17 protein-coding genes and 4 pseudogenes are annotated in these 19,233 nt (G+C 70.5%); 8 read left to right on the plus strand and 13 right to left on the minus strand.

Features of this window, described 5'->3' with window-relative positions:
* Nucleotides 1–11: 11 nt before the first annotated feature.
* The 8 genes from ACZ4Z3_RS29020 to ACZ4Z3_RS29055 all read right to left on the minus strand — a co-directional run bounded on the left by ACZ4Z3_RS29020 (nt 12) and on the right by ACZ4Z3_RS29055 (nt 8,040).
* Nucleotides 12–1,391, minus strand: coding sequence for a YcaO-like family protein (locus ACZ4Z3_RS29020; protein WP_468503790.1), 1,380 nt, complete (start codon nt 1,389–1,391; stop codon nt 12–14).
* Nucleotides 1,388–2,869 carry a CocE/NonD family hydrolase gene (locus ACZ4Z3_RS29025; protein WP_468503791.1) on the minus strand — a complete coding sequence of 494 codons (1,482 nt, stop codon included), beginning with the start codon at nt 2,867–2,869 and terminating at the stop codon, nt 1,388–1,390. The genes ACZ4Z3_RS29020 and ACZ4Z3_RS29025 overlap by 4 nt, the downstream gene beginning before the upstream one ends.
* Entirely contained in the window at nt 2,866–3,702 is an 837-nt protein-coding gene (locus ACZ4Z3_RS29030; protein ID WP_468503792.1) for a hypothetical protein, read from the minus strand. The genes ACZ4Z3_RS29025 and ACZ4Z3_RS29030 overlap by 4 nt, the downstream gene beginning before the upstream one ends.
* Before the next feature lie 92 nt (nt 3,703–3,794).
* Nucleotides 3,795–3,908 carry a streptamidine family RiPP gene (gene amiA, locus ACZ4Z3_RS29035; protein ID WP_268256018.1) on the minus strand — a complete coding sequence of 38 codons (114 nt, stop codon included), beginning with the start codon at nt 3,906–3,908 and terminating at the stop codon, nt 3,795–3,797.
* Nucleotides 3,909–3,966: 58 nt separating this feature from the next.
* Nucleotides 3,967–4,788 carry an ABC transporter ATP-binding protein gene (locus tag ACZ4Z3_RS29040; protein WP_468503793.1) on the minus strand — a complete coding sequence of 274 codons (822 nt, stop codon included), beginning with the start codon at nt 4,786–4,788 and terminating at the stop codon, nt 3,967–3,969.
* A gap of 20 nt (nt 4,789–4,808) precedes the next feature.
* Entirely contained in the window at nt 4,809–5,816 is a 1,008-nt protein-coding gene (locus tag ACZ4Z3_RS29045) for a FecCD family ABC transporter permease (RefSeq protein ID WP_468503794.1), read from the minus strand.
* Nucleotides 5,813–6,970 carry a FecCD family ABC transporter permease gene (locus ACZ4Z3_RS29050; protein WP_468503795.1) on the minus strand — a complete coding sequence of 386 codons (1,158 nt, stop codon included), beginning with the start codon at nt 6,968–6,970 and terminating at the stop codon, nt 5,813–5,815. Before ACZ4Z3_RS29050 ends, ACZ4Z3_RS29045 begins: the two co-directional genes overlap by 4 nt.
* A gap of 92 nt (nt 6,971–7,062) precedes the next feature.
* Nucleotides 7,063–8,040, minus strand: a complete 978-nt coding sequence (locus ACZ4Z3_RS29055; protein WP_468503796.1) for an ABC transporter substrate-binding protein — start codon at nt 8,038–8,040, stop codon at nt 7,063–7,065.
* Nucleotides 8,041–8,130: 90 nt separating this feature from the next.
* Here ACZ4Z3_RS29055 and ACZ4Z3_RS29060 point away from each other — a divergent pair, with 90 nt between their 5' ends.
* Nucleotides 8,131–9,330 carry a hypothetical protein gene (locus tag ACZ4Z3_RS29060; RefSeq protein ID WP_468503797.1) on the plus strand — a complete coding sequence of 400 codons (1,200 nt, stop codon included), beginning with the start codon at nt 8,131–8,133 and terminating at the stop codon, nt 9,328–9,330.
* A gap of 739 nt (nt 9,331–10,069) precedes the next feature.
* Here ACZ4Z3_RS29060 and ACZ4Z3_RS29065 read toward each other — a convergent pair.
* Both ACZ4Z3_RS29065 and ACZ4Z3_RS29070 read right to left on the minus strand, forming a co-directional pair.
* Nucleotides 10,070–10,306: a hypothetical protein gene (locus ACZ4Z3_RS29065; protein WP_468503798.1), complete on the minus strand. Its 237-nt coding sequence runs from the start codon at nt 10,304–10,306 to the stop codon at nt 10,070–10,072.
* A gap of 90 nt (nt 10,307–10,396) precedes the next feature.
* Nucleotides 10,397–11,458 carry a TerC family protein gene (locus ACZ4Z3_RS29070; protein ID WP_468503799.1) on the minus strand — a complete coding sequence of 354 codons (1,062 nt, stop codon included), beginning with the start codon at nt 11,456–11,458 and terminating at the stop codon, nt 10,397–10,399.
* A gap of 422 nt (nt 11,459–11,880) precedes the next feature.
* On the opposite strand from ACZ4Z3_RS29070, the pseudogene ACZ4Z3_RS29075 reads away from it, so the two are divergent.
* Nucleotides 11,881–12,195, plus strand: a pseudogene (locus tag ACZ4Z3_RS29075) (L-threonylcarbamoyladenylate synthase); the annotation flags it as partial.
* A gap of 55 nt (nt 12,196–12,250) precedes the next feature.
* Here the strand turns inward: ACZ4Z3_RS29075 and ACZ4Z3_RS29080 are convergent.
* From ACZ4Z3_RS29080 to ACZ4Z3_RS29090, 3 genes and pseudogenes are all read right to left on the minus strand, one after another.
* Nucleotides 12,251–12,446 (minus strand): annotated as a pseudogene (locus ACZ4Z3_RS29080) (cold shock domain-containing protein).
* Entirely contained in the window at nt 12,424–12,579 is a 156-nt protein-coding gene (locus ACZ4Z3_RS29085) for a DUF6131 family protein (protein WP_468503800.1), read from the minus strand. The pseudogene ACZ4Z3_RS29080 and the gene ACZ4Z3_RS29085 overlap by 23 nt, the downstream one beginning before the upstream one ends.
* Before the next feature lie 183 nt (nt 12,580–12,762).
* Nucleotides 12,763–13,027, minus strand: a pseudogene (locus ACZ4Z3_RS29090) (sigma-70 family RNA polymerase sigma factor); the annotation flags it as partial.
* Between the two features lie 254 nt (nt 13,028–13,281).
* On the opposite strand from ACZ4Z3_RS29090, the gene ACZ4Z3_RS29095 reads away from it, so the two are divergent.
* The 6 genes and pseudogenes from ACZ4Z3_RS29095 to ACZ4Z3_RS29120 form a co-directional block, all read left to right on the plus strand.
* On the plus strand, nt 13,282–14,538 hold the full coding sequence (locus ACZ4Z3_RS29095) for a cation:proton antiporter (RefSeq protein ID WP_468503801.1): 1,257 nt from the start codon (nt 13,282–13,284) through the stop codon (nt 14,536–14,538).
* A 180-nt stretch (nt 14,539–14,718) separates the two neighbouring features.
* On the plus strand, nt 14,719–15,066 hold the full coding sequence (locus ACZ4Z3_RS29100; protein WP_468503802.1) for a hypothetical protein: 348 nt from the start codon (nt 14,719–14,721) through the stop codon (nt 15,064–15,066).
* 108 nt (nt 15,067–15,174) lie between these two features.
* The gene (locus tag ACZ4Z3_RS29105) at nt 15,175–16,944 is read left to right on the plus strand and encodes a protein-arginine deiminase domain-containing protein (protein WP_468503803.1); all 1,770 of its coding nucleotides are present in this window, start codon (nt 15,175–15,177) and stop codon (nt 16,942–16,944) included.
* Between the two features lie 30 nt (nt 16,945–16,974).
* Nucleotides 16,975–17,871, plus strand: coding sequence for a nuclear transport factor 2 family protein (locus tag ACZ4Z3_RS29110; protein WP_468503804.1), 897 nt, complete (start codon nt 16,975–16,977; stop codon nt 17,869–17,871).
* A 70-nt stretch (nt 17,872–17,941) separates the two neighbouring features.
* Nucleotides 17,942–18,142 (plus strand): annotated as a pseudogene (locus ACZ4Z3_RS29115) (transposase); the annotation flags it as partial.
* A gap of 208 nt (nt 18,143–18,350) precedes the next feature.
* The coding region (locus tag ACZ4Z3_RS29120; RefSeq protein ID WP_468503818.1) for a glycoside hydrolase family 43 protein at nt 18,351–19,233 on the plus strand (883 nt) is incomplete at its 3' end.

Below are 19,233 nucleotides of genomic sequence, written 5' to 3' on the forward strand. Positions count from 1 at the left end.
GAGGAGGCCCCTCACATGTGCGGCGGAGGAGCCAGCGTGAAGTCCTCCGGCGCGCTCGGCACGGTCGTCCGCCAGCCGCGGGCCACAGCGGCGTCGGCCAGGCGCGGGCAGCCGAAGTAGCCGAAGGCAGCGGGGGCGTTGGGCAGGAGCCCGGAGACGAGGACCCTGGCGACGCGCAGGGACGTCTCGGCCACGTCCTCGGTGGTGAGGTCGAACGTCATGACGCGGTGGCCGCCCTCGTGGAGCGCATGTTCCAGCCGGTCCCGGCTGCCGGGCTCGACCGCGTCGATGGAGACGGTCCCGAGCGCGGGGTCGATGAACCTCCGGGCCTCGGGCGTCATCCGCTCGTCCAGCCACACCTGGACGTGCGCGCCCAGGTCCCGGACCTGCTCGAACTGTTCGCCGCACACGTCGAGATAGCGGCCGTCCTCGCGATGGTCCAGGTACAGCCCGCGAGCCAGCAGCCCGGCCTCGACGGCCTGGAACACCCAGCCGTCGGGGTCGGTGAGACCTCGGGTGAACACCCAGGTGTGGACCGCTTCGAGTACAGCCTTGCGGGCGGCCTCGGCCGGGTCGTACTTGCAGGCGAACCCGGCGGCGTACAGACCGAGCCGGGCGTCGTGGACGAGCGCGGCCATGCAGGGGGCGAACTCCGAGGGCATCTCGACGAGATGGACGTCGAGCGCGGATCCGGCGAGGTCGTCGGTGAGGCCGGGCACGGTGCCCGGGTCGATGCCGCGGGTAGGGCCGTCGAGGTGCCACCACAGTTCGAGCGCGTCGCGTTCCACGGTCTCCAGCAGGCCGCGCTCGGCCGCGTCGTCGAAACCCTGCCCGGTGGCGATCCCCGCGTAGTTGAGGTGGTGGGTGCGCGGCAGCGCACGCAACTCCCCCTGACGCCAGTTGAGGTGAGTGAGTGCGACGGGCGCCCAGACCTCGGCGGTCCGTCCCCCGGGCAGCCGCTCGGTGCCACGCGCCCACAACGACGGCGTGTCGGCGGTGAGGGGGCGGTAGGGAAACTTCTCCCGGGCGTACTGCCAGTCAGCGTAGGCCGGCAGTTCGTCCGGCCCGTACAGCCGCAGCCCCTTCTCGGCCAGTTCGGCGGCCGTGCCGCGCAGGGGAGCGTCGGGGTGGCCGGGCGGCGGCACTCGGTTGCCGCAGTATCTCTCGATCCCTTCCGCTATCGCGGCTATTCGAGCACTCTCGTGGTCGCCGAAGGTGGTGCCCAGCGACACCCGGTCGGCGGGCCACAGACCGAGCCTGCGGGCGTCGGCGATCTCGGCGGTGAGAGCGGTGTAGCGGGGCGGTGCGCCCACGGGGTGCTCGACGGGCTTGACGTCGCGGACGATGCCGCAGACGGGGTCGACAAGAGCTTCCAGCGGCAGCGCCGTCATCGCGGGATCTCCTCTGCGGGATGGGCGGGCGTGGGACGGGAACGGAGCACGGGCAGCCGGAGCGCCACACTCCCGGCGTCGACGTCGCGCCGGGAGGGGAGCAGCCGGGTGGCCGTGACCGGGTCGTCGCCGGTGTGGGGGTTGCGGGCGTGGGCCGGGAAGTGGTGCCCGGCGATCTCCAGGCGGAGCCGGGTGCCCGCGATCAGCCGCCGCGCGAGCCGGCCGAGTCCTACCGTGAACTCGGCCTGTGTTCCAGGTGGTGCCTCGCGCCGGACGATCCCGACGGCGAGCCGCTGAGCCACTCCCTGGGGGGTGAGTGAGACGAGCCGGACGGTCCAGTCAGCGGACGCTGTGTGGGCGGTGGCCCTCAGCCGCACCTCCGCGGGGCCGACCACGTCCAGCGGACGCGGCAGCGGCGCAGTGACCAGCAAACAGCGGTCGGGGGTACCGTCCTGGGGAACGGCCAGGTCCTCTGACGACACGGGGCGTTCGGGATCGGCCGTGAAGGAGGAGCCGTGCAGCAGACGTACGTGCTGCGTGCGCGGCTCTCCCTCGGCGTCGGCGGGCACCCACAGAGTGCTGCCGCCCAGGCCGACCACGCCACGGGGCCCGGGAGCGAGGTCCCCAGCGAGAGCGCGGCGGGCCCATCGCACGTAGAGCTCACCGAGACTCACCCGGTGCACCGGATCGGCATCGGGTCCGGGCTCGGCGACGAGGCCGTGCCCCCAGGGTCCCAGCAGCAGCCGTGCCGACGGGCCGCCCCAGCGGCGCCACAGCGCCACGGTGTCCTCGGTGAAGTGGTCGTGGTGGCCGCCCACCGCGAGCAGGGGCATCCCGGCGGACTCCGCTCCCGAGAGGAGCCGGCCGCGTTGGCGGTGGCTCCACAGGCCGGGCCATGACGGCAGGCTCCGGCCGAGCCGCTCGGGGAGGCCGGTCAGCGGCAGATGGGTGAAGAGGCCGGGGTCCGCGGCGAGGGCCTTGTCCAGGGCGTTGTCGTCCGAGTCCGGCCGGTCGCCGTGGGCCGCCCACCATCCGGCGCGGGCCAGCAACCGTTCCACGCCGGAGGGCTCGCGGGCCGTCTCGGCGGTGCCCAGCGCGGGCACCGCGGCGATGACGGCGTCGGGCCGGGCGTCCCTGGGGGCGTCGAGCGCGAGCGCGAGTGCGCAGTGAGCGGCGTAGGAGGCGCCGACGGCGACCAGCCGCCCGTCGCTCCATGGCTGTCGGCGGATCCAGCGGGCTGTCGCCGCTCCGTCGGCGGCCTCGTTCTCGTACGGGTGCCACTCCCCCGGCGACGCGTGCCGGCCCCGTACGTCCTGGAACAGTGCGGCGAACCCGCGGCGGGCCCAGCCGCGCAGCTCGGCGCGGTGCCGTGTCCGGTCGTAGGGCGTGCGGATGAGGACGGCCGGGAAGGGGCCGTCGCCGTCCGGGAGGTGGATGTCGGTGGCGAGCCCTTCGACGGCCGTCGTGGACGGCGTCATCCGGCCTGCTTCGGTAGGCGGGCGACGTCGGGAACGGGCAGCACGGGATGCTCGGTGACGGTCAGCGTGCGCAGGTCCACGCGCCGGAGCCGGCGCCGGGCGGGGAGGCCGTCCGTGTCGGTCGCGCCGGTGATCCACCGGCTGAGGTCGTCGGCGAGCAGGGCGGCCACCAGCCCCGCGGCGGGCGCGGTGAGGTGAACGGGCGCACCGGACGTGCGAGGCCCGCTCCAGTAGGCGGCCAGCTCCCGGTGCGCGGGGGTGGCGGCGAGCCGGCGGGCCCGGACGTGTGCCGAGGTGACGTCCCCGGCAACGGCCGCGAGAGGCTCGATGTATGCCTGCCAGCCCTCGCGGTGGCAGCGCAGCCAGGCGATGCCGCGCTCGGGCAGCCGGTCGGCTTCGTCCCACAGCCCTTCGGGCACGGGCCCGTCGAGACACCACACGACGGCGGCGGGATCTCCGGCGGACATGTCGTCAGGTGACATGCTGCCGTGCACGGCCGTTCGCGGCTCGGCGCCCAGCGAGCGCAGGAGCTCGGCCAGTGGTTCGGTCAGGACGGCGTCGCCCAGCAGCCGGATGCCCCGGCGATCGGCGGGCCATCGCGGGCGCTGCGCTTCACCCGTGAGGTACCCCGTACCCTCGAAGGCTTGGACGATGCGGTCGATTTCGTCGTCCGGCTCACCTGCGGCCGTACCGGAGAGGCGGGACAGCAGGGCGTCCTCGTCCGCGTCCCCCGTCCTGACACTGAGGAACTCCCCCTCCACCGTGCGGACGGCGAGACCCCGCCCGGGTACGGTGACGACCTCGACACCGGGTGCGAGCTGGCTGCGGGACACGTAAGTCCTCCTGTGAGAAGGGGCCTTGGAAGGGCGTGTGCCCGCCCGCGAGGTGACGGACGGGCCCACGGTCGAGGGTGCTGAACCCTCGTTTACTCCTCGGTGTCCTCGAAGGGGTTCTCGACGAGGGCGTTGGAGTGCGTGGCCGAGGCGTGAGCCAGCTGACCGGGGTCGGCGATCGGCGCGAAGACCTTCTCGGTGTCCATGAACTCTCCTTCTGCGTAAGGGAGATACGGCGTTCTGGTGAGCGCCACACCAGAAACCCTAGTGAATACGATTTTCATATTCTAGAGCTGGGAGAGGGTGATCTGGGTAACACACGGGCCAGCCCCCTTGGGGATCCCGGCCGACCCGGCCGGCCACCCGGAGGACCTCTGCGAGCAGCCCCGGCGTGACGACCTCCTTCGGCGTGCCGTCGGCCACCACCCGGCCGTCGCGCAGCGCGACGATCCGCTCGGCGAACCGGGCGGCGTGGGCCAGGTCGTGCAGCACCATCACCACGGTGAGGCAGCGTTCCTCACGCAGCCGGACCACCGTCTGCAGCACGTCGAGCTGGTGGTGCAGGTCCAGGTAGGTGGTCGGCTCGTCCAGCAGCAGGACCCGGGTGTCCTGGGCGAGCGCCATCGCGAGCCGCACCCGCTGCCGCTCGCCCCCGGACAACGCGTCGACATCACGTTCGGCCCACTGCTCCACACCGACGTCGCGCAGTGCGCGGCGTACGACGGGGTCGTCGCCCTCGCGCAGCATGCCGAGCGGGCCGCGCGCCGCGTACCGCCCCTGCCGGACGAGTTGCCGTACGGTCATGCCCGGGACGGCAGGAGCCGACTGGTGCAGCAGCGCGACCCGTCGGGCGGTGGCGCGCCGGGACAGCCGGGCGAGGTCGTCCCCGGCGAGCAGCACACGCCCCTCGTCCGGCCGCAGCAGCCCGGCGGCGAGCCGCAGGAGGGTCGATTTCCCACAGCCGTTGAGGCCGATGAGGGCGGTCAACTCACCCGGTTCGACGGTCATGTCGACGCCCCGCAACACGGGTTGGCCGGGGTAACCGAAGTGGACCCCCTCGGCGCGGATCCCCACGGACTCGGTCATGCTCTGTCCTTCAGTCGACATCAGAACGTACGGCTCGGCGCGCGGCGCACGACGAGCAGCAGCAGGGCTGCCCCGAGGCAGGCGGTGAGGGCCCCGACCGGCAGCGTGAGCCGCCCGGAGTCCAGCGCGACCGCCAGAAGCCCTGAGGACAGCTGCGCCGCCGCGTCCGCCCCGCACACCACGGCCGCACCCACAAGGGCGGCGCCGGGCAGGGTCACCCGCAGGTCGGCGCCGAAGACCGCCAGGGCGAGGTGCGGTACGAGCAGCCCGACGAACCCCAGCGCCCCCACGGCGGCCACCGCACCCGCTGTCAGCGCCACCGCGCACAGCAGGGCGAGCGACCGGGCGCGGGCGGCGGACAGCCCGGCGGCGAGGGCGATGTCGTCCCCGCAGCGCAGCAGGGTCAGCGGCCCGGACAGCAGCCAGGCCGCGGCACCCCAGGCCAGCGCCCACGGCCACAGCAGGTGCCAGTGCTGCCACACCCGGCCCTCCGTCGTGCCGACGAGCCACTGCACGACGCTGCCGAGTTCGCCCGGTGCGACGAGCAGCACCATGGCGGTGAGCCCGCCGAGCACCGCCGACACCAGCACCCCGTGCACTGCGGTCTGCGCGGGGTCGCCGCTGCCGCGTCCGGCGAGCAGCCACAGCAGCGCGGCCCCGGCGCAGCCGCCCACGCACGCGGCGACGACCACGGCGAGGGGCGATTCCCACCCCGCGAGTCCGAGGCCGGTCGCGCCGACGGCACCGAGCACGGCGCCCGGCGTCACACCCGTCACCTCGGGTCCGGCGAGGGGGTTGCGCAGCGCCGACTGCAGGACCAGGCCCGCCACACCGAGGCACGCCCCCGCGCCGAGGGCCACGAGGAGGCGGGGCAGTCGGAGTTGGAACAGGATGTGTCGTTCCGTCGTGTCGCCGCCCCCGCCGAGGACGTCCCAGACCACGGCCGGGGACATGCCGCGCCCGACCACCAGTTCCACACCGGCGCATACGACGGTGAGTGCGGCGAGTACCGCGAAACGCCGGCTCACTGGGCCTCCTCCGCTCCGGTCGCCTCACCGCGTGAAGCGGAGACACCGGAAGGACCGTCGCTCCCGGAAGCCCCTCGACGGACGTAGTCTTGGGCCCGCGTGGAAGGCTCCTCCTTCTCCGAAGGACCGGCGGGCACGGTGTGGGCCCCCTGCGTCGCCGAGGCCGCGGCAGCGGTGCCCGCCGCTCGGCGCCGGGCCGTCGGCCTGCGGCTGCCCGACCGGAGCAGGGCGACCCCGGCGGGCACACCGACCAGAGCCGTCCACGCGCCGACCGGCGTCTCCACGGGCGCCAGCGCAAGGCGGGCCGGGACGTCGGCGACGGCCACGACGACGGCGCCCCACGCGGCAGACCAGGGCAGCCAGCGCACCGCGTCCGCCGCGGGATTGAACCACCGCGCCAGGTGCGGAGCGAGGAAACCGACCCACGCCACCGGCCCGCACACGGCCGTCACGGGCGCGATCAGCACGACGGCGATGGCCAGCGCGGCCAGCCGGGCCCGCTGGGCGCTCACACCCAGCGCCTCGGCTTCCTCGTCCCCGAGCCGCAACACCGAGAGCACAGGCGCGCACAGCACGAGCGCGGGGACCGCGACGAGCAGCCACGGCCACAGCCCGGTGACGTCGTCCCAGGTGCGGGCAGAGAGGGAGCCGAGCAGGTAGCGGTAGATCAGCTGGAGGTCGAGCTGGTCGGCCATCACCATCAGCACGAGCAGCGCGGCCTGCAACGCGGCGGCGACCGCGGCGCCGGTGAGCAGCACGGCGGAGGGACTGCGCCCCAGCCCCGCGGCGAGCAGCGTGAGCCCGCCGCCGAGCGCGGCCCCGCCGATGGCCAGCAGGGGCTGAACAGCGGCAGGAAGGGACACCGACAGCACCAGCGGGGCGGCCACCCCGAGCGCGGCACCGGACGACACACCCAGCATCTCGGGGACGGCCAAGGGGTTGCGCAGCGCCTCCTGCAGCACGAGCCCGGCCGCACCCAGACAGGCCCCGGCGACAAGCGCCAACACCAGCCGGGGCACGCGCAGCTCGGTGACGACGATCCCGGCGAGCGTGGTGTCCGAGTCCATCAGCGCACCGGGCAGCCGGTGCAGCGGGACATAGGGCGTGCCCAGGCTCAGCGCGCAGGCCGACGCGGCAACCAACAGCGTTACCACGACGGGAAGTTGCCATCCTCCAGCGGATTGCACCGACCGCTGAGCGCCCGATGTGGCGTCACCTTCCGCGGTGCGCGTCGCGAGGGGCGCGCTCACCGCAGTGCGGCCGTGGCCTCATCGAGGATGATGCCCAGCGAACGAGTACCGCGCCCCTTGGCCCACACCTCGGAGTTCACCTCGTGGACGTCGCCGTTCCTCACCGCCGGAATCTTGCCCCACAGGGGGTTCTTCGCCAGCTTCTCCGACAGCTTGCCGTCCGCCTCGCCGAAGCTCAGTGTCTCGACGAACAGCACGTCCACGTCCGCCGCGAGGATCTCCTCGAGGCTGTAAGTGCCCTCCACTCCGCGGGACTTCCAGGGGTAGTCGGCTAGCTTCGGGAAGAGGCTGGCGCCCACGTCGGTCTCCGGAGTGGCGACGCCGAAGTTCTCGTCGCTGCCGTAGATGATGAGCGCGGTCTTGTCGCTCCTGGTCTTCTCGGCCTCGGCGAGCTTGGTGCGGAAGGCCTTCTCGGCCTTCTCGCCCTCCGTGGTACGGCCGGTGAGTGCGGCGACATCACGCAGGTAGCCCACGCTGTCCTCCCACGTCTCGGGCTGCATGGGCCAGAAGGTGGTGGCGTCCTCCAGGGCCGGGGCGAGCTTGCCGTGGGTGTCCTTCAGGCCGATCACGAGGTCGGGCTTGTGGGAGAGGATCACCTCCACCTCGGGCGCGATGAACCCGCCGGGGATGACGTCGACCTTCTTCGCCTTCTCCTCCCCCAGGAAGTCGGGATGGGCGAGGAGTGCGCTGTTGGTGGCCGTGGGGACGATGCCCAGCTCGGTCAAGATGTCGTCGCAGAGCGCGAACAGGCAGACAATGCGCTCGGGTTCCTCCTCGAGGGAGATCTTGACCCCGCCCGCGTCGGTCAACGCCCGTGCCACCTTGATGGGTTCGACGGTTACATCGGTCTTCGGACCGGGCGCGGCGGCCTTCTCGCCCGCCGGTTCGGTGGATGAGCCGCACCCGACCAGCACCGAGCCCACTAGCGCTGCGGTGATCCAGCCTCGGACGAATCTCGACGGTGAGCGCAGCATCGATGCCCTCGCTTCTTCTCAGGGACCCGGAACGCACCGAAGATACATGATAATCGTTTTCAATCGGACCAGTTTTTCCTGGAGGCATCGATGACAGCCGCCCTTGCTTTGCTGCTCGTCTCCGACCACGTGGAGGGAACCATCCACGTGCTGACCGTGCCGGACGGCACCGAGACGGGCCGCCTCACCGGCCGTCACCTCTCGGAACATGCCGGGTTCCTGGCATTGCCGGGCGGGCGAGCGGCCTGCGTGGACGACCGAAGGGGCGAGTTGCTGGTGCTCGACCCCTTCGGCGATGAGCTGGTGGAGACCGCGATCCCGGTCGCCGTGCCGGCCGAACACCTGGCCTGCGCCCCGTCCGGTCGGTGGGTCGCCGTGACAACGGGCCTGGGCGAGAACGGCGAGCCGTGGTCGGACCTGCTGACGGTCGTCGACCTCACGACGGGAGACGCGGCCCGGGTACGCACGCGCGTCGGCGAACCGGGTGTGACGGTTCTGGGCAACGGTGATCCGCTGGTCGTACTGCGGCACCGGGAGCCCGGCACGGTGGCCGTCCACCGGTTCGCCGACCTGCTCGCGGCACCGCCCGGCTGCCCTCAGGTCACGCCCCACGCACACCTTCCACTGCCGGACGACGGACACGGGGACGCTCAGGACCCGTACGTCGGCCACGTGTTCGCTGCCACGGGTGAAGGGGTGCACCGGGCACGCCGCGAGGGTGATGTACTCGTCCCGGAGCAGATGATCCCCTGGGATGCACCTGCCCGGGGCTGGTACCTGCGGCTCGATCCTCGGCGACGGGCACTGTGGTCGACGCTGCGGGGCGGCCCCGCAGACCCGCTGCGGTGGCCGGAATGGACCAACCAGGCTTGGCGCCACGACCTGGAGACGAACCGCACCACTCTGACCGAGCTTGGCCCCGGCCTGGTCTTCCGGCTGGCCCTCACCCAACACCACACCGCGTTCACCCGCGTTCACCCGGACGGCGACGAACTGATCCTCCTGGACGCCGACGACACCGCCCGCCGCGTCTCGCTTCCCGCCATGAAGGGCGCCCCCCGCCGCGGCGGCACCCCTTGGGAGGGCGTCCAACGCCGTGCGGTGGCCGCCTCACCGGGCTCCGACTGGGTCGCCGTCACCCGCGGCGGTCACGGTGAGGTCCACGTCTTCGACGCCCGAACCGGCAGCGAAGCAGCCCGGTGGAAGCTGGACACCCCCCTGGGCCACGGCGGCCACACGATGCTGCGCACGCAGGCCGACGGCGCCGAAGGCGATCCCGTGGGCCGCTGACAGCCGGGCCGCGCCCCGGCGTCACAGGCTCCAACGGGAGAGGGAGGCAGTCACGGCAGAGCGCACGGTGCGCCTGGGCACGGTCCGTCACTCGACCGCGTCTTCACTCGCTTCGACAACTGGCCCAGCCTGATGGGCACCGTCCTGCGTACGGGCTTGTGCGACCGATGGGTGGCGGACTTCCTCGCCACCCGTCCCACCGGCACCGTGGTGGAGATCGGCACGGACTCAACACCCCGGCACGAGCCGGCGCTCCACCCGGGCGGTGCGCGTGCGCGTCTCCGCCGTACTGGTGGCCGCGACCGTGCCGGCCGTACTCCTTGTCCCCCCCCGCTGGTCCGCGACGCGACTACGACGTCACGGCTGGAGCAGCGGGCTGTCGCCGCGCTCCTTGGCGGTGGTGCAGCGCCGGGCTGCCAGTTGACGACGGCCCACATGGCGTCGATGAACGCCTCAGCGGCGCCCGCGCATGCCGCTGCAACCGTGACACACACTCAGTCGACTCCGGCCGTGACCGGCTGGGTGAGCATCAGTCGTTCACTCCAGGTCGTCGATCGCGGCCCGGATGAGGTCGCGGGCGGCGTGGCCGTGCCCGTGGTGCTCGCAGTGCGCGGGGCAGGGCTGGCCGGCCGGGGCAGAGAGGATTGCGCCGTCCACCTCGCTGCCGCGTCACCGCATGATCGGGTCGCGCCCGTGGTCGGGTTCCTGCCACCGCAGGGACGGAGCCGCTTGGGGCGGGTCAGCGGCGTGGCCAGCCGGTCAGGTTTTTCCAGACGGCACTGCGTATCGAGTTGACCGGCACTTGCTCGGGCACGTACTGGTCACAGTGCGGGTTGTGACAGGGCCCTGCGGTCCAGATGGGAACGTAGAGGCCCATGGACTTGTGCCGTTCGACCACGGTCTTCACCGGCTGCTTGCACGAGCGGCAGGCATGTCCGGACGACCGGACTGTTCTGGTCTTGCGCTCACCGTTCATACCAGGCATTTTACGACTGCTTTGCCCTATTTTGATAGATGCGAGATATTGACCCCTACGCGCAGAACGCGGCTTGCAAGGCGTCTGCCCTCAGGTAGCCGGGCGGTGGGGTGGGGGATCGGTTGGTTCCTCCGGCCCGCTGCCACCGGGAGGGTCACTGGCTGTCGGCGGGTCGGCGGTTGTGGCGGCGTCCGCGACGGATGGGGCTTCGGGGCGGTCGGGCGGGGGCCGCAGCATGCTGACCGCGATGGAAACGGTCAGGACGCCGGCGATGACTGCCAGGCTCAGCGGTGAGGGGACTTCGGGGATCGCGGGGCTGATCAGTTTGTGGGATGCCTGCAGGATGAGTTTGACGCCGATGAAGGCCAGGATGATCGCCAGTCCGGTGCTGAGGTAGTGGAAGCGGTCGAGCAGGCCGGCGAGCATGAAGTAGAGAGCGCGCAGGCCCAGGATGGCGAAGGCGTTGCTGGTGTAGACGATGAAGGCGTCGCTGCTGACGGCCAGGACGGCGGGCACGCTGTCGACGGCGAAGACGAGGTCGGCCGCCTCGATCGCGGCGACCACGGCGAGCAGCGGGGTGCCGACGCGTTTGCCGGCTTCCTTTATGAAGAAGTGCGGTCCGGCGTACTCGTCGCGCACGGGGATGACCTTGCGCAGCAGCCGGACGGCGATGCTCTTGCCCGGGTCGAAGCTCTCGTCCTCTCCTTTGAGGATCTTGTAGGTGCTCCAGAAGAGGATGGCGGCGAAGACGTACAGGACGGCGGTGAAGCGGCTGACCACGGCCACGCCGGCGGCGAGGAAGATGCCGCGGAAGACCAGGGCGCCCAGGACGCCGAGGAACAGGACACGGTGCTGGTAGGCGCGCGGCACCTTGAAGTAGCCGAAGATCAGCGCGAAGACGAAGAGGTTGTCGACCGACAGGCTCTTCTCCAGCAGCCACGCGGTGGTGTACTCCACGCCAGCGGTCGAGCCGACCACCAGGAAGACGGCGACACCGAAGACGATCGCCAGTCCGACCCACACCGCGCTCCAGGCTGCGGCCTCGCGAAAGCCGATGACGTGTGCCTGCCGGTGCGCCAGCAGATCGATCGCCAGCGACACCAGCACGGTGATGGCGAACACCATCCACAGCCACAGTGGCACGTCATGCACAGGTCCGACCCCCAAGCGATCGCCGGGCAGCCCCTCCTTCGAGTCTGGGGCATCCCACGGTGCTTGTCTTCCTCGCCAGGCCCAGGGCCCGCCCGCGCCCTGCTGGCACGGAGGTGGGCGGGTCTGCCGCCTCGCGCGAGAGGAACCCGGCCAGAAAGGCGGGGCCCGGCTTCGGCCTTGCACCTCCCGCCCCATCCACAGATCGACAGCGGACCACTGCTCGGAGGCGAGGATCATGCAGGACGAGGCCCAGGGCAGCTCGCACCGGCTGGCTGAGGAGCTCCCTGATCGGCGCGGCGGCGGCCGAATGGCTGTTCATCACCGGCTGGGTCATCGGGTGTCCGCGGGTGAAGACGCTACGCCGGGCGCTTGAGCCTGATCATGGCCGTCGCCGGTCGTTGGTGTACCTAGGATTTGCCAGGGTGACGGCAAGAGTCGGTGATGCTGAGAAAGCGGCCGGTGTGCTGCGCGCCGGCGGGCTGGTGGCCCTTCCGACCGAGACCGTCTACGGTCTGGGTGCCAACGCCGAGGACCCCGCCGCCGTCTCACGCATCTTCCAGGTCAAGGGGCGTCCACCCTCTCACCCGCTGATCGTTCACCTCGCCAGCGCGGAGCGCCTGGACGACTGGGTCGAGGACGTACCCCACGCGGCCCGCCTGCTGGCCGAACATTTCTGGCCCGGGCCCCTCACGCTGGTCCTGCGCCGCGGCCACCGGGTGCCACTGGAATCCTGCGGCCCGGACGGCTGCCCGTTGGGGCAGCCGCCTCTCTCTGGTGTCTTTCCGGTCCTGATCAGCCCCGGGTGATGTTCTGGGCCTGCGGGCCCTTCTGGCCCTGGCCGACGTCGAAAGTGACGTGCTCACCCTCGGTCCTCGCGGTATCCGCTGCCCTTGATCTCGGAGTAGTGCGCGAAGACGTCCGGTCCGCCGACGTCCTGCTCGATGAAGCCGAAGCTTCGAGGCAGGTCACCAGTAGTGTCGGCGGCCAGCGACCGCGTGTCCCATCGAGCCCATGATCCACAGGACTGCGCCGATGACCGCGAGGATGATCCCGATCGTCCACAGGATCGCAATGCCGGTGATGAATCCGACGACAAGCAGGATGATGCCTAGGAGGAGCATGACGGCCTCCGGTGTGCAGTAGTGCTGCTTTCACTGTGCACCCCAGCGCCGTGGTGGGGAAGTGCCGGTGTCCACGCGTTCAGCGGTGATCGCACGGCGGGAACTTCCTGGGGAGACGGCATAGCCGCTGTTTCCCGCAAGGCGACCCGCATTGCACTCGTACGCGGCGGCTTCGTGCGTACATCAGCTGGTGGTGAGCATGCCTTCCCATAGGCGCTTCAGGGCGCGGGCCAGGAGGCGGGAGACGTGCATTTTGGGAGCAGCCGAGGTGTTCGGCGATCTGGGCCTGGGTGAGTTCGCCGACGAATCGCCAGTGGATGATCTTCCGGGACCGTTCGTCCAGGTCCGGATCAGTGGGGCCAGCATGGAAGTCTTCGACCAGTAGCAGGGCGGTGTCGTCGGTGCCGATGAAGTCCTGGTGATACTGCTCACCGCCCCGGCTGGCACCGGCGCCAGAACCAGGCTTTCCGCTTCGTGTCCGCACGCCGGTGCAACTTTCGTGATGCCGCCGCGCGCAGGGGTGCGCACCTGGGTCGCGACCGCAGGTCGGTCCCAGTCGAGAAAGCCGCCCATGCCCAGTCGACGATGGCTTGGACCTCGCTGCTCGTTGTCGTCCATGACAAGCGGGATATGGGGTATTCGGCCGGGACGCCTAGGGCCACACGCAATGATCCATATCGGCGAGAAGGGCAGGTCGTACCGGTGACGAGCGCGGACGCGGTTTTCGCGTGGCTGGGAGTCGGAGCGTTGCTCGCGGCCGTGCTGCCTCGGGTCCTGTCGGGACGACCGCTGTCGCTGCCGCTGGTTTTCCTGCTGTGCGGCATCGGCGTGTATCTGCTGCCTCTGTCACTGCCCGTGATCGACCCGGTGGGTGACCGGGTGGTGGCCGAGCATGTCACCGAAGTCGTGGTGATCATCTCGTTGATGGGTGCGGGGCTGGCGCTGAACCGGCCCGTCGGGTGGCATCGATGGGGCGTGACCTGGCGGTTGCTGGGTGTCACCATGCCGTTGGCGTTTCTGATCACCGGGCTGGTGGCCTGGTGGTTGCTGGACTGGCCACCGGCCGCTGCGTTCCTGTTGGGGGCCGTCTTGGCTCCGACCGATCCGGTGCTCGCTGCGGAGGTGCGGGTGGGCGAGCCCACGGATGACGAACACGACGAGGACGAGGTGCGGTTCGCTCTCACCAGTGAGGCGGGTCTGAACGACGGACTCGCGTTTCCGCTGACCTATGCGGCCGTGGGGTTGGCCGCCGCCGCGGGCAGCGGCTGGTCGGCCGAGTGGATCGGTCCGTGGGCCGCGCAGGACCTCGCGTCCAAGTGCGCTGTCGGTGTGCTGGGCGGGCTGCTGATGGGGCGGGTGCTCGGCTGGCTGTTCTTCCGGGCACGATCAAGGGCTCTGCGGCTGTCCCAGCACCGGGAGGGCTTCGTCGCACTGGGCGCGACCTTCCTGGCCTACGGAGTGACGGAGCTCGCCGGGGGTTACGGCTTCCTGGCAGTGTTCGTCACCGCGTGCGCCATCCGGTCCGCTGAGCGAGCCCACGGCTATCACAACGTCCTGCACGACTTCATCGAGCAGGTGGAGCGCCTGCTGACCGCGGTCGTGCTGTTCCTGCTGGGCGCCTTCATCGCGCTGGGCGGCCTGTCTGCTCTTACGTGGCGGGGCGCGGTCACCGCATGCGTAGTGTTGCTGGTGATCCGGCCGCTGTCGGGGCGGGCCGGCCTGCTGCGGAGCTCCCTGGGGAGCCGGGAACGCTGGGTCGTCGCGGCGTACGGCGTCCGGGGGATCGGCTCGTTGTACTACCTTGCCTACGCCTTGGGCCAACAGGGCTTTGCTGTCCCAGAGCGGGAGCTGTGGGCGGTGGTGACCTTCACCGTGCTGGCCTCGGTCGTCCTGCACGGCGTCACGGCAGGCCCGGTCATCGCACGCCTCGACCGGCTCCGAGACACCCGATCCATGTAGCAGCCGCGCTCTGTGCTGCAACCGCGACAGCGTCCTTGTGAAGAAGGTGGACGCCGCCAGCCCCGTAAAGAAGCCATGCACATCAACCGGGTGTTCTTGCATTCGCCGGGAACGAGGAGCCTCCCCCTGAGTAATTAGGTCTCCAGTTCCAGAACATAGCGGGATGCGGCCATCGAGCGTTTGACGGAAATCTACAAGGCGAAGAAGGCGGCCCCGCGGGGGCGGGCGAAGGCGGAGCGGATCGCCCGGTACGGGGCGATGCGGTTCGAGGAGTACGCCACCGAGTGGAAGGCCGGCCAGCGGGATCTGGGACCGGCGTCGGTGGTGCACCTGGAGTCGCTGCTGAACATCCATCTGCTGCCGCTGCTGGGCATCCGGCGGATGAACACCTTCGACCGGCGGCGCATTCGAGATCGGAGCTCGGTGGACCGGTTCATGAACTGCCGCGGTTTCTGCTCGTTGCCGTCCGGCAGCGGCGAGGCCACGGCCGGACTTCCGCTGCCCGTCACGGCTGCAACTTTCGGATGACCGGAGCCCGGCCGGTCGGCGGGGGCAGCCCCACTGGTCGGCGGAGTGAATGCCTCGTGGTGCCGAGATGGGATGGCGGTGCAGGTCACCACGATGAGGAGTACGTGAATGAACGCAGTGAGGGCCAGGACCGCGACAGCGTTGGCGGTCGCCCTGGCGGTCGTCTCCGGCACTGTGTCGGCGGCCACGGCTGCCGGCAGGGGGGCCGTACGGGCGGACATTCGTGCCGATGTGGACCGGGACGGCACGGTCGATGTCACCGGGGATTCCGATGTCGCGGGCAAGACGACGTGGAACAGCGGGCGGGGCGCGATCTTCCTGCCGAACCTCGGTGACAGGCAGCGGCGTTGCAAGACGAGGACTGCGGATGGCCGCTGGCTGTCCAACGCCCGGCTCCAGGCTTGCAACGACGCCGAGGGCACTGTCGTACGGGCGCCGGAGTACCTGGCGCCGCTGCGCACTGTGCCGGTCGCGGACGTCTCGGACTCCGCCACCGGCAGCCTGCAGTTGGTCGGTGCGGGCAGGTCAAAGGTCCGGCTGTTCCTCAAGCGCGGCGACACCTGGACCTACGTCACCGCCGGGACCCGCGTCACCGCCGCCGAACTGCGCGCCGGACTCCGGCTCGGGCTGGACGGACGGGACGTCATACGGGAGGACTGGGACGGCGGGATCACCGTCCGGTTCGCCGTCACCGACGGCGACCGCACCTCCACCGACGAGGTCCTGCTGCGCGCCGCCCCGGTCCTGATCCACCACCACCTTCAGCGCGTCGAGCAGGCACTGGTCGTGGACGGCAACCGCGATGACCCCAACCAGCGGAAGTTCGCGCGAGAGTTCGCCCAGAAAGTGCGCGAGTCCGGTATCACCAAGCCGACGTACAAGTTCAAGGACGGCTCGGACATCTGGGCGCAGGACTTCATCGAGCCCGGCTACGTCAGTATGCCCGGCCCCGGCGGCAAGCCGCGCGTCCTGCGGATGATGATCCGCTCCGCGCAGATGGACCGCGACGCCGGCAAGCAGGTCTTCGAGCTGCGCGGCCCCGGAGTCGGCGCCGTGCAGATCAACCAGGGGCTGTTTGACGGCCAGATCAACTCCACGGGCAACCTGGAGACCATCCCGCCGTACACCCACAACGGCAAGTCATACCCGGCGGGCCGGATCATCACCGGCCGGCACGGCTCGCGACTGCCCGCGCACACGGCCTTCCTGAAGGCCCAGCAGGCGCAGGACCCGCTGGTGCTCGACACCGGTTGGCTCGGTGTCGGCCACGTGGACGAGTTCGTGCAGTTCCTGCCCGCCGACACCCCGCGCGGCTGGAAGATCGGCATCGCCGACCCGGAGGGCACGCTCGCCCTGCTGCGCAAGGCACAGCGCGAAGGGCACGGCCACACGAAGGTGTTCTCCATTCCGCGCTCCTACGCCGACGGCCGCATCCCCACGATCGACCAGGCTCTGTCCGACCGGCAGTTGCTCAAGGACAACGCCTTCGCGGCCCGGAAGATCAAGGAGAACCTGGCGCTGCTGAAGCGCGAGACCGGCGTCACGGACGCCGAGATCGTGAAGATCCCGGCGATGTTCGAGAGTGGCTTCGGTGGCTCCCCCGGAGCGCAGGGCCGCCCGGTCATCGCCTACCACCCCGGTGCCGTCAACGGCGTCGCGCTGACCCCCACCACCTACCTCGCCCCCAAGCAGTGGGGCCCGGTCATCGGCGGCAAGGACATCCTCGCCGAGGCGGTGACCCGGGCGTACGCCAAGGCCGGCATGCGGGTGCGCTACTTGGACGACTGGCGTACCCACCACGTCTCCGCCGGCGAGGTGCACTGCGGCACCAACACGATCCGCGCCACCGGCACCGCCTGGTGGAGCTCCCCCAAGTAAGACCGAACTGACCGCACACAGGAGACTCAAGTGAGATACCGCAAGACCCTGCCCTGGCTCGCTGCCGTGGCCTGCTTCGCGACCGCCTGCAGCAGCACGTCCGGCACCGATCCGGCTACCACCCCGTCGACGACGTCCGCCGCGGCCCGCACGGCGTCGGCCTCCGAGGAGCGGAACGAGGAGCTCGTTCTGCGCCTGTACTCGGAGGCGTTCAACAAGGACAAGACCGACGTGGTGAAGGAGCTCGTCGCGACCGACTACGTGCAGCACGACAAGTCGGTTCCCGGCGGCGCCGCCGGGCAGGTCAAGCAGTTCGAGGACGTCAAGGCGAAGATTCCCGGTGCGGTGGCGACCGTCAAGCACGTGGCCGCCGACGGTGACCTGGTGGCCGTGCACTGGCACGCCTCGGCCACCCCGAAGAACGAGGCGACCGGCCAGGCCAAGGCCGACCTGTTCCGGGTCGACAACGGCAAGCTGGTAGAGCACTGGAGCATCACGCAGACCGTGCCGAAGAAGACGGCCAGCGGGAACTCGCTGTTCAGTGACGTGTACCGGTACCCGAACCGGGAACCGGACCTGTCCGAGGGACAAGAGGAGAAGAACCGGAAGTTCGCGGTCGACGCATATCGCAGGCTGTCCGACGGGGACGCGAGCGTGATCGACAAGAGCTGGGATCCGCGGTACCACCAGCACAACCCGGCGGCCGCGAGCGGAACGGCTCCGCTGAAGCAGTTCTTCCAGCAGAACACGCAGGGCGCCCCCTCGCCCAGCAGTACCGGGGGCGGCGGGACCCGGTTCGGCAACACCCTCGCCGACCGGGACCTGGTGTGGGTCTTCAGCTCCGACTACGTCGTCGTGGACCTCTTCCGCGTCGTCGACGGAAAGATCATCGAGCACTGGGACGTCGTCGCCGACGGCGCTCAATAGTCCCCTTGGGTCACGCGGAGGGAGCAGCCGCCCGGCGCTGATCAGGTCGATCGTCGTCAACGACCATGCCATGGCCCGGATCGCGGGACGATTCGTACGAGTTGAGCCCCGGGCGACTGCCCGCGCCTACCTGCTCGGGCTGCTGCCGAAGACCGAGCGGAAGAACTGCTGGCGGCTGGCCGAACGGGCCGGTCACGCCCGGCCCGGGCCGATGCAGCGCCTGGTGCGCTACGCCCGCTGGGACGCCGACGCCGTCCGCGACAATCTGCGCCTGTCATGGACCTGGTCAGGAGTGCACCAGGAAAACTTTGTGTGACGGGAGTGTTGACTGGGACAGGCTCAGAACCTACCTTCTGGTCGAGTTTGCGAACGATGTTCGATATCTCGGCAATGTGGGGGTGGGTGCTACCTCCGCCCCGCCAGCACCAAGGGAGCAACCCGTGAGGCCTGAACTCACCCGTCGGACCATCCTCGGCCTGATGGCCGGCTCCGCAGCCGCCGCCTTCACCGGCATATCGGCCGGTACCGCCCGAGCCGCCGTGCCCGCGTCGCCCGGCGTGACGTACACGAACACCATCGCCGAGAGGCGGGCCGACCCGCACATCTTCAAGCACACCGACGGGTTCTACTACTTCACCGCCACGGTGCCGGCGTACGACCGGATCGTGCTGCGCCGGGCCACCACGATCCAGGGGCTCACTTCGGCCGTCGAGACGACGATCTGGACCAAGCACACCACCGGCGAGATGGGCGGTTACATCTGGGCCCCGGAGATCCACTTCATCGACGGCAAGTGGTACATCTACTTCTCCGCCGGCGCCGCGAACGACAAATGGAGGATCCGGCCCTACGTCCTGGAGTGCGCGGACGCGAACCCGATCACGGGCACCTGGACGGAGAAGGGCCGCATCGCGCTGCCGCTGGACACCTTCTCCCTGGACCCGACGACCTTCGCCGTCAACGGCACCCGCTACCTCGCCTGGGCGCAGGACAACCCGCCCGTGTTCGGCCTCGGCACCAACATCTACATCGCCCAGATGTCCAGCCCGTGGACCATCACCGGCACACCGGTCCTGCTTAGCCGGCCGACCGCCTCGTGGGAGAAGGCTGGCGCGACGGTCAACGAGGGCCCGGCTGTGCTCCAGCGCAACGGCAAGGTCTTCATGACCTTCTCGGCCAGCGCCACCGACGCCAACTACTGCATGGGCATGCTGACCGCGTCCGCCTCGGATGACCTGCTCAGCGCCTCGTCCTGGACCAAGAACGACGGCCCGGTCTTCGCCAGCTTCGCCGCCACCAGCCAGTACGGCCCCGGGCACAACCAGTTCACGGTCTCCGAGGACGGCAAGTCCGACATCCTCG

The organism is Streptomyces sp. NPDC030296 (assembly GCF_055572815.1).